The organism is Proteus sp. GOKU (genome assembly GCF_015475555.1).
GTDB classification, from domain to species: domain Bacteria; phylum Pseudomonadota; class Gammaproteobacteria; order Enterobacterales; family Enterobacteriaceae; genus Proteus; species Proteus mirabilis_B.
Genome location: NZ_CP034105.1, coordinates 1,474,376 through 1,490,799, shown reverse-complemented (window position 1 = coordinate 1,490,799; position 16,424 = coordinate 1,474,376). Strand labels below are relative to the sequence as shown.

Annotated in this window: 17 protein-coding genes and 1 tRNA gene; 10 read left to right on the top strand and 8 right to left on the bottom strand. The window is 32.0% G+C overall.

The genetic code is table 11. The annotated features are described in order from the left end of the window. Window positions 1-74: 74 nt before the first annotated feature. On the bottom strand, window positions 75-1,079 hold the full coding sequence (gene yejK / locus EHE21_RS06790; RefSeq protein WP_194952209.1) for a nucleoid-associated protein YejK: 1,005 nt from the start codon (window positions 1,077-1,079) through the stop codon (window positions 75-77). 155 nt (window positions 1,080-1,234) lie between these two features. On the opposite strand from yejK, the gene EHE21_RS06785 reads away from it, so the two are divergent. From EHE21_RS06785 to EHE21_RS06765, 5 genes are all read left to right on the top strand, one after another. Then, complete coding sequence (locus EHE21_RS06785) at window positions 1,235-1,462, top strand: YejL family protein (protein WP_088493230.1); 228 nt, start codon at window positions 1,235-1,237, stop codon at window positions 1,460-1,462. A gap of 26 nt (window positions 1,463-1,488) precedes the next feature. Continuing rightward, window positions 1,489-3,225 (top strand): LPS biosynthesis-modulating metalloenzyme YejM, encoded by a 1,737-nt coding sequence (gene yejM, locus EHE21_RS06780; RefSeq protein ID WP_194952208.1) that lies wholly within the window; start codon window positions 1,489-1,491, stop codon window positions 3,223-3,225. Window positions 3,226-3,311: 86 nt separating this feature from the next. Then, window positions 3,312-3,388: transfer RNA gene (locus EHE21_RS06775), tRNA-Pro, on the top strand. A gap of 632 nt (window positions 3,389-4,020) precedes the next feature. After that, window positions 4,021-4,539, top strand: a complete 519-nt coding sequence (locus EHE21_RS06770; RefSeq protein WP_194952207.1) for a ClbS/DfsB family four-helix bundle protein — start codon at window positions 4,021-4,023, stop codon at window positions 4,537-4,539. A gap of 140 nt (window positions 4,540-4,679) precedes the next feature. Continuing rightward, window positions 4,680-5,261 (top strand): hypothetical protein, encoded by a 582-nt coding sequence (locus EHE21_RS06765; protein ID WP_099659743.1) that lies wholly within the window; start codon window positions 4,680-4,682, stop codon window positions 5,259-5,261. Between the two features lie 200 nt (window positions 5,262-5,461). On the opposite strand, the gene EHE21_RS06760 is transcribed toward EHE21_RS06765, so the two are convergent. The 4 genes from EHE21_RS06760 to EHE21_RS06745 all read right to left on the bottom strand — a co-directional run bounded on the left by EHE21_RS06760 (window position 5,462) and on the right by EHE21_RS06745 (window position 8,143). Beyond that, the gene (locus tag EHE21_RS06760; RefSeq protein ID WP_194952206.1) at window positions 5,462-5,818 is read right to left on the bottom strand and encodes an MmcQ/YjbR family DNA-binding protein; all 357 of its coding nucleotides are present in this window, start codon (window positions 5,816-5,818) and stop codon (window positions 5,462-5,464) included. 278 nt (window positions 5,819-6,096) lie between these two features. Further along, the gene (locus EHE21_RS06755; RefSeq protein ID WP_075673595.1) at window positions 6,097-6,276 is read right to left on the bottom strand and encodes a hypothetical protein; all 180 of its coding nucleotides are present in this window, start codon (window positions 6,274-6,276) and stop codon (window positions 6,097-6,099) included. 533 nt (window positions 6,277-6,809) lie between these two features. After that, window positions 6,810-6,986 (bottom strand): hypothetical protein, encoded by a 177-nt coding sequence (locus tag EHE21_RS06750; protein ID WP_164530198.1) that lies wholly within the window; start codon window positions 6,984-6,986, stop codon window positions 6,810-6,812. A 221-nt stretch (window positions 6,987-7,207) separates the two neighbouring features. Next, entirely contained in the window at window positions 7,208-8,143 is a 936-nt protein-coding gene (locus tag EHE21_RS06745) for a 5'-nucleotidase (protein ID WP_194952205.1), read from the bottom strand. 224 nt (window positions 8,144-8,367) lie between these two features. Here EHE21_RS06745 and EHE21_RS06740 point away from each other — a divergent pair, with 224 nt between their 5' ends. The 5 genes from EHE21_RS06740 (at window position 8,368) to EHE21_RS06720 (ending at window position 12,956) form a co-directional block, all read left to right on the top strand. Beyond that, the gene (locus EHE21_RS06740) at window positions 8,368-8,529 is read left to right on the top strand and encodes a hypothetical protein (RefSeq protein ID WP_194952204.1); all 162 of its coding nucleotides are present in this window, start codon (window positions 8,368-8,370) and stop codon (window positions 8,527-8,529) included. A 387-nt stretch (window positions 8,530-8,916) separates the two neighbouring features. Further along, window positions 8,917-10,338, top strand: coding sequence for an SMI1/KNR4 family protein (locus EHE21_RS06735; RefSeq protein WP_194952203.1), 1,422 nt, complete (start codon window positions 8,917-8,919; stop codon window positions 10,336-10,338). A 566-nt stretch (window positions 10,339-10,904) separates the two neighbouring features. After that, entirely contained in the window at window positions 10,905-11,120 is a 216-nt protein-coding gene (locus EHE21_RS06730; RefSeq protein WP_194952202.1) for a hypothetical protein, read from the top strand. Window positions 11,121-11,144: 24 nt separating this feature from the next. After that, window positions 11,145-12,011, top strand: coding sequence for an NmrA family NAD(P)-binding protein (locus tag EHE21_RS06725; protein ID WP_201161572.1), 867 nt, complete (start codon window positions 11,145-11,147; stop codon window positions 12,009-12,011). A gap of 633 nt (window positions 12,012-12,644) precedes the next feature. Next, window positions 12,645-12,956 (top strand): hypothetical protein, encoded by a 312-nt coding sequence (locus EHE21_RS06720; protein WP_088493240.1) that lies wholly within the window; start codon window positions 12,645-12,647, stop codon window positions 12,954-12,956. 437 nt (window positions 12,957-13,393) lie between these two features. Here EHE21_RS06720 and lpxL read toward each other — a convergent pair whose 3' ends face one another. From lpxL to EHE21_RS06705, 3 genes are all read right to left on the bottom strand, one after another. Then, window positions 13,394-14,323, bottom strand: a complete 930-nt coding sequence (gene lpxL, locus EHE21_RS06715; protein ID WP_194952201.1) for an LpxL/LpxP family Kdo(2)-lipid IV(A) lauroyl/palmitoleoyl acyltransferase — start codon at window positions 14,321-14,323, stop codon at window positions 13,394-13,396. Between the two features lie 467 nt (window positions 14,324-14,790). Then, on the bottom strand, window positions 14,791-15,003 hold the full coding sequence (cspA, locus tag EHE21_RS06710) for an RNA chaperone/antiterminator CspA (RefSeq protein WP_006537332.1): 213 nt from the start codon (window positions 15,001-15,003) through the stop codon (window positions 14,791-14,793). A 394-nt stretch (window positions 15,004-15,397) separates the two neighbouring features. Further along, a complete protein-coding gene (locus tag EHE21_RS06705) occupies window positions 15,398-16,255 on the bottom strand; it encodes an alpha/beta fold hydrolase (protein ID WP_194952200.1) in 858 nt (285 codons plus the stop codon). Window positions 16,256-16,424: the final 169 nt, after the last annotated feature.

Sequence of the window (16,424 nt, the reverse complement as noted above, 5' to 3'; positions counted from 1 at the left end):
CTTCGAGCTTTATTTTTCGGGACGCCGAGCATGTAACGCCACTTAATGTGGCGTTATTTGTTTCTACTACTTAATTATTTTTCAGATGCTCTACGTTGTAGCTGATCACGTAAATTAGGTGGTGTGCCTTTAATGGTGAGCGTATCTGTTGCTGGGTCCCAGAATATTCTCTCCCCTAATAATTTCGCATCAAAATTTACAGTTAATCCACCACCGCTTCCTGAATACTTCATCAGTTGACGTAATGTACTGCGATCTGCTGGAAATGTTTCAGCTAATTCATAGCCTTTTTCTTCAGTAAATTGAGCAAAGTTTTGCTCGCCTAAAGATGGTAATTCTTCAGCAAGCTCTGTTAAGGCAATTTCTTCACCAGATTGTAATTGCTCGTTACAGTAGCTATATACTTGCTCTCGACAAGTTTGACGCTCTTGTTTGCCCATTTCTGAAGCTTCACAGAAATCGTCAACTGCTTGTAATAAGCCTTTATTTTGAACTTTAGCGTTTAAACCTTCTTGTCCGCCTAAAAAGTCCATAAAGAAATCAGAGACTTTACGTCCAACTCGACCTTTTAAAAAGGTTAAATAACGTAAAGAGTCAGGTGCAGTTTCCCACTCAGTTAAATCGATACGAGCAATAATATCTGCATGAGGAATATCTAAATAGCGTGTTGATGACACATCAAGACTGTCGTTTACCCACATACTGTTACAACTACTCAGTACAGCAATTAAAAGGTAATCCACCGCTAAATAGCGATAATGACAAAATAGAACGGTGCCACCTTCTGCAAAAGGGTATTTTGCTAATTCGTCTTTTAGTCTCACCGTTGCTGCTCGTGAAAAACCTAAAAAATTCTCTTCACCTTTACGTTGTAAACGCAGCGCTTCTGCTAATTCACTTTCTTCATTAAACAGACCATAAGCTTTACTTTTTGCACTGTATACACGATGCAACTCTTCAATCATCTCCTGAACAACAGGTTCAATTTCTAAGAGTGAATCACGTAGCACAACTTCTAATGTCTGCTCATCTCGCTTAATAAGTTGATGCAAAACTAATTGGTTAATATCTAGACTCATGGTCGTCCTCTTCTATTGCGTCTCTTTCTCGTGCGCGTATTCAAACACTCCCTACTTTTAGTATCAAGGGAAAATTAATTAATTTAATAGCGGAAAAAGCCCTAGTAATACGGTAATATATAGCGTTTTATTCATTTAGTAGGAATTCAGATTTTATGCCACAAAAATCCCGTTATAGTGATGAACAAGTTGAGCAATTACTTGCAGAACTTGTCAGCGTTCTTGAAAAACATCATACTCCTACAGATCTTTCTTTGATGGTGTTGGGAAACATGGTGACAAACTTAATTAATACAAGTATTGCCCCTGCTCAACGAATGCTGATTGCTGATTCTTTTGTTCACGCACTGCGTGCTTCGATTGATGAAGGCAAAATTCACTAATAAACATAGAAAAATTATTTATAGACATGGTAACGAGACCTCAGTCCTATCGTGAAAAAGTATCCCAAATGATCAGTTGGGGTCACTGGTTTGCGCTATTTAATATTATTCTAAGCTTACTGCTTGGAAGCCGTTACCTGTTTATTTCTGATTGGCCTGCAACCTTTGCTGGTCGTTTTTACGCTATTGTAAGTTGGATGGGACATTTTAGTTTTATTGTCTTTGCTATCTATATACTCATCCTTTTCCCCCTCACCTTTATCGCTGTTTCTCAACGGCTACTTAGGGTTATTTCCTGTGCCCTTGCCAGTGCAGGATTAACTATCCTTATTTTTGATATCGCCGTTTATCAGCAATTTCAACTCCATTTGACTCAACTTGTTTGGGATCTCGTAATTAACCCAGATGAAGGTGAAATGGCGCGTGAATGGCAACTTATTTTCATTGGCATCCCCATTATCTTTCTGATTGAAATGCTTTTTGCAACATGGAGTTGGCAAAAATTACGCAGTTTAAACCGCCAACGCTGGGGTAAACCATTAGCAGGTGTCTTTATTACTTGCTTTATACTATCTCACTCTATGTCAATTTGGGCTGACGCTAACTTTTATCGCCCAATCACCATGCAACGTGCTAATTTACCGTTATCCTACCCAATGACAGCGCGTAAATTCCTTGAGCGCCACGGTTTTATTAATCAATCAGAATATGAGCAACGTGTTATCAGTGAAGGTAATCCAGCTGCACAAGGTATCACTTATCCTCTTGCTCCATTAATCTATGCCAAGGATACCTATTCTTATAACTTGCTGGTGGTGGTCGTTGATGGTTTAGGTACTGAAGAAGTACCTGAATTACCAAGCTTGCGACAATTTGCACAAAATAACCTTTATTTTTCGCGTCATTATTCATCCGGTATTAATAATGACACTGCATTATTTGGGCTATTTTATGGTATTTCACCTTCTTATTTAGACAGTGTATTAAGTAGCAGAAAGAACTCTGCTCTTTTCGATGCGTTAAGTTATCGAAACTATCAATTAGCCATGTTTTCAACGAATGGTTTCCAAACACCATTGTTTAAACAAGCGGTGCTATCAGATTTCACCCTCCCAACATCACGCAGTGGTGATAACAATGCCACTATTGATAGCTGGAGTAATTGGTTGGTTAAAAACAACCAAACAACCCCTTGGTTCTCTTTCTTACAAATTAATGGTCATACCAATAATGCGACTCAACGAGCCACATTAAATGATCAACTAGAGACAATATTTAAGACATTACAAGAAACCAAAGTACTAGATAATACTGTTGTGGTTGTCACTTCTAGCTATCATCAAGACAACAATAAGAAGCAAATTAATCAATGGCTTTCAGATAAGACCACCTTTAATTTAAGCCAGTCACAGGTGCCATTGATAATACATTGGCCAAATATGACACCACAGGTTATTGATCGAATGACAAGCCATCAAGATGTTATGACAACCTTGATGCAGCATGTTTTACATGTCATTAGTCCTGCAGACAACTATTCACAAGGTGAAGATTTATTTGCAAGCACTCGTAATCATCCATGGATTTTCACTGGTGATGAAGAGGCATTTGTGGTCTTTTTACAAGATAATACCTTGTTGATAGATAAGCATGGTCGATACGCTTTATTTGATAAATCAGGACAAGAGATCAGTTCTGCAAAACCTGATTTAAAATTATTACTGCAAGTTCTGGCTGAGCAGAAGCGTTTTATTGAACGCTAACGCTATTAAGTGACGCACAAAATTGCGTCACTTAATTAGCAAAGGGTTGCTTTAGCAGTCAAAAACAGTAATATACAGGGCACAAACGGCATGTAGCGCAGCCTGGTAGCGCACCGTCATGGGGTGTCGGGGGTCGTAGGTTCAAATCCTATCATGCCGACCAAAATTCTTTAGAAAAACCAACCGCTTATGGTTGGTTTTTTTATGTCTGGAATTTGCTTGGTGTAAAACTGGTGTAAAACTGGTGTAAAACCCCCATCAGATTTACCCTAGTTAAAGCTCAATTCTCGCCCTGTTTCTATACTATAATTTTTGCTTAAGTTATTAACTAATTATGTAAAAAAGATCTTGTAGGCTAACTAAAAAAGATAAATTAAACGATAGATATGATTACTTAAGAAAGAAACAAGAAATGCTTGATGCATGATATGAGAAGCTTTCCTTGATTAAAGAAGAGTAAAATCTTTTTATTATGTTAATCAGCCTCGTAAGTTCCATAAAATGGAATAGCTGTATATTCTTCTCGTTGGATGAATCAGATACTCTTTCATATTAAACAAATGAGTTAGTTAACAAAAACTGCTCCACAGTCGCGGAGCTCTGATAAAATTAAGTATGGTAAAGAATAAATCGTCCACTATTTAAAAATAGAGATCCAATTATATTCAAAAATCAGCGCTTACACTGTTTATAAAAGAGTCTTTCCCATATTGTGGTCGATAGTAAATAATTAATTTGTTTTCAAACACGACACAACCTTTATGGTTACTCTATTTTAATGAGATGGAATTCCTTATGAGCGTACCACAAACAAAAGCTGAGTTACTTTTAGCTATTGATAAAAATTTTAATAAATTAATTAGTTATTTAAATGCAATCCCGGCAGAAATGACATCTGAACACTCAATGGATGGGCACGCCAAAGGAACAGAGATGAGTGTTCGTGATCTTGTTTCATATTTACTCGGATGGAATTCTCTTGTTGTAAAATGGATCACATCTGATGCTAAAGGTCTACCTGTCGATTTTCCAGACACGGGTTATAAGTGGAACCAACTTGGTCTTCTTGCTCAAAAATTTTACTCGGATTACAGAGAGCTAAATTATGACTCGCTAGTAGCTGAACTTCAGACTGTAAAAAATGAAATTGTGAAGCTTATTAATGAGCGAACGGATGATATTTTGTATGGTAAAGCATGGTACACAAAATGGACAATGGGTCGGATGATATCATTTAACACATCTTCGCCTTATGCTAACGCTAATGGAAGATTAAGAAAGTGGGCTAAAAATAATAATATCAATTTAAAGTAAGTATCAGCCTCAAATTACACTCAATATTTGAAAACAGAGTAGTGTCGATGTCCGATGGAACCGAGCACATTATACAATCACTCGGTTATCAAACTCTAATATCTAATTGGTATCTTGTTATTTTTATAATGGATAGTAATATGAACGACAAACAAAAAAAGAAAAAGTTGCTAACATTTATATCCCCAGTATTATCTTTGGTGATATCGCTCTATCTCAGTATATCTACATTTGGTTATGATAATATTATTTGGTTAGCGACTTCTTCTGCCATTTTCTTTATCAGTATTATCGTGTTGGTGTCTTCTTTAGAAATTTCAATAAAAGTTATTTATTTTAAGCAACTATCATTTTTATATACTAATAAATTTGTCACTTTAATCTTTACTTTAATGAGTTTTATAGCAACCGCCATCGTGCTGATAATGATATTCCACGAAGAAGAAATACCTGCTAATTTTTTTAACAGCCTAGAGTTTGTTGCTTTACTTATCGCCTATTTTACTTTCCTTTTAGTGTCTATTTTTGTTTCTTACGTGTATTGCATGATCAATAGTGATAAGAAATTCTTTTTATTTTTTCTATTTATTTTATTAGTAATGATGATCTTTAAAGAGAGTGATGCTAATTTTATAATATTTTATTTACTTATTTCCTTCATTATATTTTTTGGAGGAATAACTATTATTACGATAAGAAAGGCTTTTTCTCATTATGATTAAGTCGTTTTTTAACAAGCTATCATTTATATACTCACCGATTTTTACATTCTCATAGGCTTACTCAAAAAGAAGATGTAAGCACATTTAAAATGACTAATATTAGATAAAATTCAATAAAGGCGTATATGAAAATGCTATATAATAAATTAACTTATATAATTAGAAAGTGTTTAAAAATTGAGTAAACTATATTAATAAAATTATTGTGTCAAATTATAGCTTTCAGAAATTAAAGATTTTAATTCGTTATCATCAAATTCAGATGAGAGGCTAATAGAAATCCAATGCTCTTTATTCATATGGTAAGCTGGGTATACTCCTTTTTTCAATCGTAATGATCCCGTTAAATTTGGCATAACTTTTAAATTTATAACATCGACCATATTCCTACTACCATTATCAGATAATTTACTTTCTAGAACATCCATTATAGCTGCGAACCACTTCAAATTACTATTATGCCTAAAAACTATATAATTTGGATGTTTAATCCATAAACACTCAGGCTCTGCATTATAGTTTTCTTTAATATAATTAATTAATTCTTTTCTATTCATCACAGCCTCATCTCATAAATTATCTGAATATAGCTCCGTATACCTTAAGATTCCATTACTTTTTTTCTCTTTTTTATTTGTCATCTACCCGATGCATCCTTTTATTCTTACTATTTTTTATGAAGTTATTACTTAATACCCTCAATTACAATAATAATGCGTACCTTATTCTTATACTGGAAATTTAAAAAATTTCTATTAATATTGCCATATTTTATATTTCTGCATATAAAAAGGCCACTTAGGTGGCCAAAAAAGCAATCATTTATTTTAACAACTTAAAAATTTCCTTTACTACGTTGCTGCTCAATATAAATATTCTGATTAGTCTTAATACTATTTAATGTGCTATCAGAATATGGATCCTCTTTATGGCTTTTACTTTCTTGAGATTCTATTGCTCCAGTTGATGAGCAAGCAGAAATCAAAAAAACACTCAAAAGCATAAGTAATCTCATATCTACTCCAAATAATATTTAAAATTAATAACTAATATTTAGATTAAAAATAAATAATTTAGTTCATAAAAATTAATCATCTTAATTTTTACACTTGCTCTCAACATGGTTATTTAATTAATAACACATTGATAAAAAAAGAAAAAATACAGATACTTGGCCTGCGTTAAAAGAAGCATGGTTTGGAGATAAAGAGAGAGCTATTGCAACACTTTTAGTAGATAGTCAGCAACAACATAAAGACAATCTGAAAGATGTTGATGATTGCGTTTTATTGAGCAAAATCGGTGATTTTCACATTCATCTAATGCCAAATAATTCAGGTGAACATTTCAAACCGTTATGCCAAGGTTATCAACCTATTGGTATTGAAAAGATTTAATAATAAATTTTGCTACGCTGTTATTTTTCGGCGTAGTAAATTGTATTAGTTACGCAATCATCAATTTATTTTTAATATATATATCAGTTTAAATCACATGGATATCTCTATTAAGAATAGACTCTATCATATTTGCTTGTTATTTTTATTATTAAAAATTCATTAATTTTTTAAAATAAAAACCTTTCTTAGTTTTTGGGAATTTATTCCCATAATATATTTTCCGTTCGTAATCTCGGCCAGCATAATGATTATCACCATAAAATTGACCATATAATGCAGTTTTAGGGCACACATCGTCAGAAAAAAATTTATGATTATTATCCACTTCAATTTTCCTTATTTAAATTAAATTTTCAGCCTCTTTAAATTAATTATAAACATTTTAAATTTATAATTTTCAGTAATTATTTAATACCATACCACTCTTATAAAATAGATCCAGTATTGAGCGATTTTATTATTTAAACTGAATTAAAAACATAATTAGACAAAAGAAAAATTGAGTGTATGCTATATATACCAGACACTCAATTCATTAAAAGTATCTTATTTATTATCAACACTCTTATTAGCTATTCCAAAAGGAATATGCACCGAAGGTAATTCAGATGATGATTTTAAATGTAGTTTTTGGTCATCAAAGAATATATGTGGTTTTAAAATTCTCAGAACATTAGCTTTCTCTACCCCCCCCATAAAAAAAGCTTCATTGACAGAAATTCCCCATGCTCTCATCGTGTTAATAACTCGTTTATGAGATGGTGCATTGCGCGCAGTAACAATAGAGATCTTAAGTAATGGAATATAAGTAGGATCTTGTTTTACTTTCTCTAATTCCAATTTTTGAATATCAGAAATACGCAGTAAGAATTTTTTTAATGGTCCTGGGTTATGAGGTACATCAACCATTTTGGCTTCATGATTATGAAATTGAGACAATTCGCCTGAAGTTTTATAAATAACCTCTGCTTCATCATCAGCAATCACACCATCAAAGTCAAAAGCAATTCTTAATTCATCAGCATCGTCATCATTAACATGACCAGCTAATATCTGCCCTGCTGGATAATTTGCATTAATCGCTTGTAAAACATCATCATGATCAGCAGATAAAAATAACTCTATATCAAATGCTGGAATATAAATATGAGGCGATTTTCCTTGAAGAAATACAGCTCGAGTGATCCCTAAGTTATAATGTTCAATAGAATTCATCACTCTTAATCCAGTGTCGGGATCATTTCTGGATAATAAAATAACTTCAACTAGAGGATCGTCAGGTCTAATGTTATTTAATTTCAAAAGGCGGCTAATAAAAGGAAATGCAACACCTTTATCCAAAGGCATATCCTGCATTTTATGTTGATATTTTCGATAAGCTTCCTCCCCTTCTGTACGAAAAATATTATCTGATTCTTGCAAATCAAATAATGCACTAGAAGAAAGCCCTATGACTAATCTCTTCGTCAAATCATATGCCATCGCAAAATTCCCTATTAGTTCCTTTTATTCTTCATAATATCACTCTATCAAGAGACTGAAGATAAGAAAACTTGTACACAAAAATGCAGACAAAATAATGCTGTTTACTTACTTATGAGCATTTATCATCAAATTATATATCACCATATATGATATTGATTATCATTTGCATTTGTGGAGTATCCTTATTATTGTTATAACTATCATCAATAAGGAGAAAAATCATGGTTAAGAAAACGATACGTTTACGCTCTAAATACTTTAAAGATTTAGTCAACAAAATGAAAAAAATGAATGCTGTTAAAAATACAATAAGCCCTCAATCAGAAAATAGTGATCTCATTGTTATTAATAATAAAATTCCCACTTTGGTTTCTGTAAAGTAAGAGAACCTATTGGCTTTTAGTGTGAATAAATAATGACCGCAATCTTCATAGGGTTGACATATCAAATGATAATGATTATCTTTTAACTCGTGAATAGTTGAGTATTTTACTTGGTTTTTCACAACGACATTGCTCACATTGCTTCTAGTATTTATTGACCAACTCTCCTAGCGTTGGTCTTTTTTTTATCTGCATAAAACCATACACCACTTAACACTAAATGAAGGATAAGCTTTCATACAAAATACTATTATCTTATTGAAGCTAAAATAGTTTATAGTGAAATTTAAGTAAGATAATAATATTGTATTTGGTTTCACTATCTAAAAAGGATTATGAAATAACCACTTTATAATTAAACCATATCATCAATAGGGACTTTAAATTATGGGTTTTATTTCCACGATCATTGGAAAAAATGAAGAGCTAACACCAGAGCAGCAATGGGAACAACTTAATAAAAAATATGCAGATAATCGTATTGAACGTATCCGTGAGAAATTAGCACTCGTTGCTAATATTGATCATGAATATAAAGAATTTGGTGCTGATAATCATAAATATCAGCTAAATTCTCCGCTATCAAAAGAGAAAGTTAATCAGTTACAAGCAAAAATAGGATGTGAATTTCCTGAAGATTATATCGCCTTTGTGACTGAAATTGGTAACGGCGGTACAGGCTCTTATGGTGGCGCTGGTCCTTACTATGGTCTATATGCTTTTGATGATTCAATCGATAGAAATAGCATACAAAATTGTGCCCTGCCTTGCTTACTTAGCCCTAAAATGGATATCGATGAATGGAAAGCATTATGTCATGTACCCGAAGACTGCAGTGATGAAGACTTTGATACTATTTGCGATAGAGTTCATCAAGGTACGCTTTATTTAGGTACTTGTGGTTGCGAATACGATCTTTTATTAGTCGTTAATGGTGATTATAAAGGTCATATTTTATATACATCCGATTGGGTTAATTCGGATACTCCTTACACATTTTCCTATGAAACTTCATTTACACAATGGTATGAACGTTGGTTAGATGAAGTAATTTTAGGCTATGACACAAGCTGGTTTGGTCATCGTATGGGCGGTAATGAAGAAACGTTACTTCAATTTGCCCAAAATAATGAAGATATCACGAAAAAAATTAGTGCGATCAATTCACTAACTAAACTACCTGAATTATCCAACAACAGTTTGGATTTTTTAAAGCAACAACTACAAACTGAAGATATTGAGTTATATAAAGTTTCATTAAATGTTTTAGCCACCTATTTTAAAGAACAAGCACTACCTTATATTCAGCAAGCTTTAGTTGCTCCATTTGATGAAAAAACAGATGTGGTTATTCCTATTATTTACTTTAAATATAAAGATCAATGCGCTCTTTTCAAAGAGAGTCTTCTCCCAATACTTAAAGTAACTAATAACGAAGATACATTGCGTTTCATCGGTTACTCTTTGACCGAATTAGATGCTATTTTAGTTGAAGATTTTCAACCATTCTTTATTCACCCAAATGTAGAAATAATAAGAAGTGCAATTTATGCTGCTTCTCATGATGTTAATTTAAAAGATAAAACATCAGCGTTTTATGAACTTACAATCTCTGAAAATGAAGAGATCTGCTTAGGTGCAATTCAGGCATTATCGAAATCAAATTACATTGACAGTGCATTGTTACCTTATCTACAGCAAGCTTGGAAAATGTACCCTAAAGAAAAGAATCCTTATATACGCAATAACATTTCTTCTTATATTGCAAAGGTATACCAGAACAATGAAATTGATGTTACTCAATGGTAACTAGTCGATAAATATACATTTCCCTTTGTTTAGTTGTTCCAAATAGACAATAACTACATTTTATTATTGTCTATTTTCAATTCCAATCTCATTATAAAGAAGCTTATCGTTATTCTAACCAACAAACTAAATTATCAAGACATTCAACTAAATGTATGCAAACTTTATAGTTAAACCAAGATGATTTTAATTTACATCATTTTGCCTCACTGTTAGGCAAAATTTAAAAGTAAATAAAATCAATTAGTTAAATAATAACAAACTTACACGGTCATTTACCTTTGTAGAAAATCATTTTAATTCTGCACTTATTCTTATTATTTCTTTTTAAAGTTTGTTACAGATTGATATCTTTTTTTCCCTTACTATTGGTTTCAGTATTTCATCACTGATAGATATTTAATTTTCCCCCGCCTTGTGCGGGGATTTTTTTATCTGAATTCTCTTCTTAAGATGCTCAATCACTAAATCCCCACTATTTTCAAACTAAACGTGCTTTTATATTCTTTTCCCATAGCGCAAACATATTAGGGCTGTTATATCTTTTGCAATGTATGGGAGGGTATATGGCAATAAAACTCAGATTAGCTACAGAACAAGATGTACAACACCTTCATAAAATGGGAAATGAAAGTTATCGCTATCATTGGCTTGAAGTACTCGCCGAAAACCATAAAGCCATAACTTTCTATAAAGCTAATGGGATGGAGATCATAAAAGAGTTCACTTTTAAAAGTGCTACACAGCAGAGTACTGAATTTATTATGACTAAATTAGTTTAACTGACTTACCATAGGTAACTTATTGTGGAAAATAAAATTCTAATTACAGGAGCAACAGGTCAAGTAGGTGGGTTACTTGTAAAGTCACTACAAGAGAAAGGCTATAATAATGTGGTATTGGCAGTTAGAAAACCTGCAGAAAATACTCATCTCCCCTATCCCACGGTATTAATGGACTACGATAAACCTGAAACAATAAAGCAGGCTTTAACAGGTATTAACTCTGTCTTTATGATGACGGGTTATACAATTAACATGCTACAACAAAGTAAAGTTTTCATTGATATTGCCAAACAACATGGTGTGGATTATATCGTTCATTTAGGTGCTTGTGGCGATGATAATGCTCAAGTTTCACATTGGGCTTGGCATCAACTTATTGAAAGATATATTGAGTGGTCTGGTATACGGTTTACTCATCTTCGCCCAGAATCATATATGCAAAATATATTAGGCTATCAAGGGGATAATAATTTAAATAAAAATACGCTTCGCTCTTATTTTGGTGATGCTATTTTGAGTTGGGTTGATTGTACAGACGTTGCTGAAATGGCAGCTCATTGTTTGTTATCGCCAAATCAACATGCTGGCAATACTTACCGTTTAGGGTATGAAAACAAAAATTATCAACAAATGGCTCAATTAATTACAGAAACATTAGGAGTTCCTTTTCAATATCAGGCAGATCCTCCTGATGAATTTTGGAAATATGCACAAGAAAGTCAGCTTGAGCTTGCTTATATGAAAAGTATTTACGATCACTATGTTGATTTTACTTCTGGCAAATTATCTAGAGACGGTGAGATATTTGATAACTTTGAGAAAATAACAGGGAAACCTGCGACGACACTAAAACAATTTATTCTCAATAATAAAAAGCATTTCAATTAGTCATATAAACGTAGATCAGCTTAACGGCTAGGACCTTTTTATTATTTTGCTCCCCATGCTTCTATCTCGAATGCTTGCAAATTATCTTTGATATTCCTATTTGCAAGCATCCATTATTTTTCAGATTTTATGCACAGATATAAAGCATCTTATCTGTAATTAAGTTCCCTTCAATAACAGGCTCTATCTTATCTATTTAAAACCAATCTAATTAAGATGATTTTTATTCTTAATAATCATTTCTTTGTAATATTTTGACAAATATTTTTGAACTCTGAAATTACTCATTTTATAAGTATTCTATTTTAACGACAAAATGTATCACTAAAAAATTAAGCAATTTAACTAATATCAAAAAAGGTTAACTTATTAACAAAAATAATCAAAATGAAACTTATCATTTTTATTTCAATTACTTATGTAATTTAAAATCAATTCACACTAATAATAAAGCACTGAAAAGATCATAAAATCATTCATAAATCTTTATCTAGCTGTCATTAACCATCAAGATTTTTTACAGATTGATATATTTTTTTCCTCTAATATTCCTTCCATCAACCCAGCACGAAAAGATAATTTTTCATCGTGCACAAAAAAATTAGTCAAATAAATAATATTGAGGAATATAGAATGAAAAAGAATTTTGTTATTGGAACTTGTCTAGCACTCTTATTATCTGCTCCAGTTATGGCAAATAACAATAAAACTATCGGCTCAGGAACAATTACTTTTACAGGCTCTATTGTAGAAGGAAATTGTATGACTCATTCAGTAGGAAATACTTTCAAAGCAAATTGCTGGAATGGTACTGAAATGGAAGAAACTCTACATAAAATCGAACCTAATAAAGTATTTAACGCTCAATTGAGTGAAAATAAAGGTTCAATGAGCATCAATTGGATCAAAGAAAATGTAGGTATAATGGATATCGTATATAACTAATATAGCAACTTTAAAACCCTATATTTTTAATAAACATTAATCTCTATTAAATAGAAATAATATTTATTATTAAATAACGAGTATATATTTTCCAAGAATTAGAATTCATTACTATATAAATGGTATTTTCTATTATGGTTATAATATATTAGGCAGATATAGTTTATTTCTATATCTGCTAACTCTGTTTTAACTCATTTATAAAAATTCTTATCTTCCTATTCTCTGATCTTCTTATCTTTACTTTGTCACTTCTATTCTTATCTTCTAAATCCATACAAATCCTAGGGTTGACAACTCAAGTGATAATGATTATCTTTTACCTTGTGAATAGTTGAGTATTTTACTTGGTTTTTCACAACAACATTGCTCACATTGCTTCCAGTATTTACTGTGACCAACACATAATGTGTTGGTCTTTTTTTATACATAAATAATTAATTATAAAAACTGGCTTCACCCGCTGGTCGAGTTTTAAAACGACGGTGTGCCCATAAATATTGATCTGGGGCTCGCATAATTTCTGTTTCAATCAATTTATTCATTCTATCTGTGTCATTTTGAATATCTTCAGAAGGATAATTAATCAGCTCTTTACCAATAATTAAACTGTATTTTTTGCCTTTCTGATTTTCATTTCTAACCAAAGTAACGGTTAAAGAAGGAGCCCCTGATAGTTTTGCTAATATAGCAACTCCTTTTGAAGTTGATGTTTTTTCAACACAGAAGAAAGGAGAGAATGTTGTACCTTTTAAACCGAAGTCTTGGTCTGGAGCAAACCAAATTGCTTTCCCTTTCTTTAACTCCATAACCATAAACTTTAAGTTACGTCTATCTATCATGCCTTTATTTGAACGGCACCTTGCTTTGGTTTGGATAAATTCCATTGCTTTATTATTATGTGGTCGATACATCGCATTTACAGGGAAACAAAGCCCCATAATGCGACCACCTAACTCTAGTGACATAGAATGTATACCAATGAGTAAAATTCCAGCTTTTTTATCATTTGCATCAGTGAAATTGGAGATCCCTTGTACTTCAAATAGATTCTTTAGTCGGCGATCACTCCAAAACCACGCCATACCTGTTTCAAATAATGCCACACCTAGTGACGATAAATTATCCATAACAAGCGTGTTAATTTCATTTTTATCTTTATTAGGGAAACATAATTCTAAATTTCTCTTTATGATAGAAACTCTTCTTTTGACAAAGAAACGAGATAACAACCCAAGATGTTTACCTAAAAAAAGTAGCCAAGAATAAGGAAGCTGTACTAATAAAAAAAGAATAAAGACACCAAACCAAGTTAAGAAATATTTTGGATGTAATAGATGCAATGAAAAAATATTTTTTGCGTACACAAGTTTGTCCTTTAGGAACTAAAAAGCATTTAAGCCACATTAAATTAGACGTCAATTATTTAAAATAAGTCATTAAATATTAATTTTATTTTTTATCTTAAATTACTTTTTTATGATTTATCTGATATCTTTTATTCTAATAAAATTTTTTTCTTTCTTTTGATTGAGAAGACAATATCTTAATGCCTTTATTTTGCCATTATAAGAATTTATTTATCCATTAATTTATTTCTCTGTAAAAATTATTAGGTATTAAAGTAAATATATTTCTAAAATTTTAAATAATTTACATTAAATACTTACATAACTTTAATAAAGCTATATTTTATACGCTTTGATAAACTCACCTCAAATTAAAATAATGCTAGAAATTGATATAAAAAAACCCCACCGAAGTGAGGTTTTTTAGGTCTTACTTGTATTGATGTTGCATTAAGCAATCTATACAGTAATAACGACTCAATAGATTACAGAGCGATTACGTTCGCTGCTGCTGGGCCTTTAGCGCCATTTTCGATAGAAAATGAAACTTCTTGGCCTTCTTTCAGAGATTTGAAGCTGTCGCTTTGGATCGCTGAAAAGTGTACGAATACGTCTTTGCTACCGTCTTTAGGAGTGATAAAGCCAAAACCTTTATCATCGTTAAACCATTTTACTGTACCAGTCATTGTATTAGACATAAGATTTCCTTTAATTAATTATTTTGCCATAAGGCATTGTTTGCGGTTTGATTTCGGATTTTTACTTATGGTCACTATTTGAAGGAATTCGCAACGAAGAGGTATCAGGGATAACGCTAAACGGTGAACTACTTAAAACTGCACTAACATAAATAGGTCTGTACTTCCAAACCAGTGGCGCTATTAAGTCATATAATTCGGTTTATAGCAAATTATTTTCATCTTTATTTAAAAAAACTTTTTACGCGCAGAATTAGAAAATAATTATAAGATAAAAATAATTATCTATTTTACCTATCTCATTATTTTAATTTAAAAATATGAATAAAAAAGTAGATACTGTTATTTTTGAAGATAATCAGTATCTACTCTATCATTAATGTACTACATCACCTTAATCAGCTAGTTCTAATAAAATTTCTTCTGTTTTCGTCCACAGAAGTGAACCACCTTCTTCTGGCCATAAATGCCGTTCAGCATTAGGAAAACGTTGAAACAATAAATCTCCAAAGTCCGGAGAATGAACGGTACTAGTATCCTTCATTCCATACCATAAAGTTGTTGGTGTCTTTATTTCTTCAGGTGAAAATCCCCAAGGTTGCATCGCAATCAGTAAATCTTGAGTGTATCCATCATTACCCTGTTTAAAAGCTTCTGCCATACATTCTTGATAAACGGGGAGAAAATCAACTGATTTATAAATAGCCAAATCAACATCAGCACTATAATTTAGAATAAAATCCATTAGCCATTTAGCTGTTATATTTTGCTTAATCCAACTGGTTAACAGTTCTGGTGCTCCAACAGCTTGACGCTGCATAGTAACAACATCATCTGTTAGCTTATTTTGTGTATCAGGATAATCAAATTGATCTTGCCCTGCGACAATCAGTAATTTATCAACATGACAGTAAACACAAAGAGCCATCGCAAAAACAGCACCTTGTGAAAACCCCATTACATTAATATTTTTGATACGAAGATGATCTAATAAAAATAAAATATCTTCAGAAAAAGATTTTAACGATTTTTTAGGATCAAAAGTAGAATCACCTAATCCTGAGCGAGTTGGTGTAATCAAACGAATATTAAGCTTATTTAAGAGGTCAATTTCGACCCCCAATAAACCGCTCATACCTGCACCAGTACAAAATAATACTGGCTTACCTTGCTCTGGACCCGATTCATACCACGTTAAATTTCTATTATCTGGTAGTGATAGATTATATTTTCTTGAGTTTTTAATTTTCATTAGATTTTGTCTTTTATTAATTTTTGACAACACATTGCCTACCAATTTGGATAGCAATGTCTATTTTCAAGTTTTATTTTTAAAAATTAATGTTCAGACTAGCTAAGGGTAAGACTTCATATAAACTCTCAATAAATTTTGTTTCGTTACAGATAAATGGATAAACCGA